General features: G+C 39.8%; 3 protein-coding genes. All 3 read left to right on the top strand.

From position 1 onward, the window contains the following. Positions 1 to 193: 193 nt before the first annotated feature. Positions 194 to 901 carry a carcinine hydrolase/isopenicillin-N N-acyltransferase family protein gene (locus T515_RS16095; RefSeq protein ID WP_155988420.1) on the top strand — a complete coding sequence of 236 codons (708 nt, stop codon included), beginning with the start codon at positions 194 to 196 and terminating at the stop codon, positions 899 to 901. 307 nt (positions 902 to 1,208) lie between these two features. Continuing rightward, a complete protein-coding gene (locus tag T515_RS16945; protein ID WP_051671832.1) occupies positions 1,209 to 1,541 on the top strand; it encodes a helix-turn-helix domain-containing protein in 333 nt (110 codons plus the stop codon). A 25-nt stretch (positions 1,542 to 1,566) separates the two neighbouring features. Then, positions 1,567 to 2,098, top strand: a 532-nt coding sequence (locus T515_RS16085; protein ID WP_036613576.1) for a hypothetical protein, incomplete at its 3' end; no start/stop codon positions are given.

Raw genomic sequence — 2,098 nt, 5'->3', positions numbered from 1 at the left:
TCTTTGTTCCAAAAATTGATTTTGATATTTTCAAGGTACAATTGTTTATATGAAGCAGCCGTCTGAAAAATTAGGCGGTTGCTGAGCATACACTAAGTATGAATCAATCGCTGTGGCCGATGCTGTCTGGTGCGACGAAAGCAATCCTCTGCTCACGCAGGGTGGTCCAGACCAAAAAGGGTTTGACCCTGACATGTTGGATATTCTACCTTATCAGTGTATGGATGGAATCAATGAAAAGGGACTTTATGTATCCGTTCAGCGTGTAGATATCAAGAAAGGAGATCAGCCTGGGAGATTCCCGGCTGGATCCAGCATGCTGCTGCGTTATATACTGGATGACTGCGCAAATGTTGATGAGGCTATTCGGAAAACGGCAGCCGGCATTATTGTACCGGGAGATTGGCAGGAATGTCATTTTATGGTATCTGATGCAACTGGTCGCAGTGTAGTGATCGAGAGCCGGAATAGTAATGTTCAGGTCATTCCTTCTGATATTTGCACGAACTTCTACCTGGGTAGTGATGATATCGAGGATTCTTACAGGGGTGACAAGCTCAGGGAAGAGGCCGTCCAAATGACTGATGAAGACATGAAAACGAGTTACCATTACGGCTACGGTCATGGTTATCATCGTTTCGTTACAATACAGGGACAGTTGGAATGCTATAGGGATACGGACAAAAAAGATTATTATACCAGAATGCCGGAATCTACGGCTTTGGTAATCCTCCAGAGTGTGGCTCAAAACCCTTATACAAATGCAGCCGGCATTTCTATGACACAATACAGTGCGATTTACAATAACGAGAAAAAAACAGTGGAAGTCTGGCCATTCCAGAACTATTCAAAATCATTTAAATTTGATGTGGAGGGTAACAGGATCTCAGTTGACCAATGATTTCAGGATTTACAGACAGACAAATTTATTTTATCAATTTAATTAAACAGACGCTCATTGATGCCGAGTAATGGGATATACGTCATTTCTTTACCTTTAGGTCTTAGCAGGTAAGGAAATGACGATTTTTTGTAGAGAGACATTATATAGAAAAATGCTTTACCGAAATGAGATGTTTTGAGTTAATGCCTGAGCATATGAAAGGAAAGCTCATTGTAAAAAAATCATAAAATATGTCAGAAATACTGACATATCAAAACATATATGGTAAAGTAATTATGTCAGAATTACTGACATGGAGGTATATATGTCAAATTTTGGAGAGCGTCTCAAAAACGCAAGAGTTGCAAGCGGTAAAAGTCAGGCAGAAGCTGCCGAGTATTTGGAAGTGTCCAGACCTACCTTGTCTGCCATAGAGTCAGACAAGAGGCAGGTCCTGGCTTCTGAGATATTGAAATTTGCCGAGCTTTATAACGTGACAGTAGATAGTCTTATGTCTGATACAGAAGATAGTTCGTCTCATGGCAAGAAGAATACATATCACAGATTGATGAAGTATCAGGAAGCATTTCAAAAGCTTTCTGCAGATAAACAAGCAAAGGTACTTGATTACATTAAGCATATACAGGATGAGTCTTGAAACACCTTAGAGGGGGAGGTTGGTTATGGAACGCGATGAATATGGATCATCTTTGGTTGAACTATTTTTAGCTCTTTTAGCCATTGTTTTCATGGCATCATTGATATTCATGCCATATCTAACAGGGGCGGTGATCGGCCTTGTGATATACTTAGAAGTACCATTGGCACAGTCGATTGTTCCAGGGCATCCATTCATGAACTATATTTCAATCTTATTTGTAATTGAGATTATCATTGCAGTATTGATTCATATCAAAGAAATCGGTGATGCGGTGGCATTATGTTTAAGCGAGGTAATGGTTGGAACTATAAGCATGTTACTCTTGAATGCAGCTAAACCGGATTCTATAGGATACTGTGTTTTTTTGACCGTAGCGTATTTAATTGGAAATAGTATATACCTGGGACTCAATTCGGTTAGGTATGTATGTCAGAAGACAACTACCGCAGGTATAATGATTTCTTCTATAATGTATGCAGTGACAGCGTACTTCGTCATTGCCATTCCTGCAGAGCTTCTATGGCAAAAGTATATAGAAGTAACATATGCATCAA

Origin of the sequence: Oribacterium sp. P6A1, from assembly GCF_000702885.1 — a bacterium.
In the GTDB taxonomy this organism is placed as follows: Bacteria; Bacillota; Clostridia; order Lachnospirales; family Lachnospiraceae; genus Oribacterium.
Note: the sequence above shows the minus strand (reverse complement) of the source record. Positions and strands in the feature narration are given on the sequence as shown.

What these genes read in the sequence shown, in the direction of transcription:
- T515_RS16095 (WP_155988420.1), top strand. Translation starts at nt 194, where the DNA reads ATGTTGGATATTCTACCTTATCAGTGTATGGATGGAATCAATGAAAAG.
- T515_RS16945 (WP_051671832.1), top strand. Translation starts at nt 1,209, where the DNA reads ATGTCAAATTTTGGAGAGCGTCTCAAAAACGCAAGAGTTGCAAGCGGT.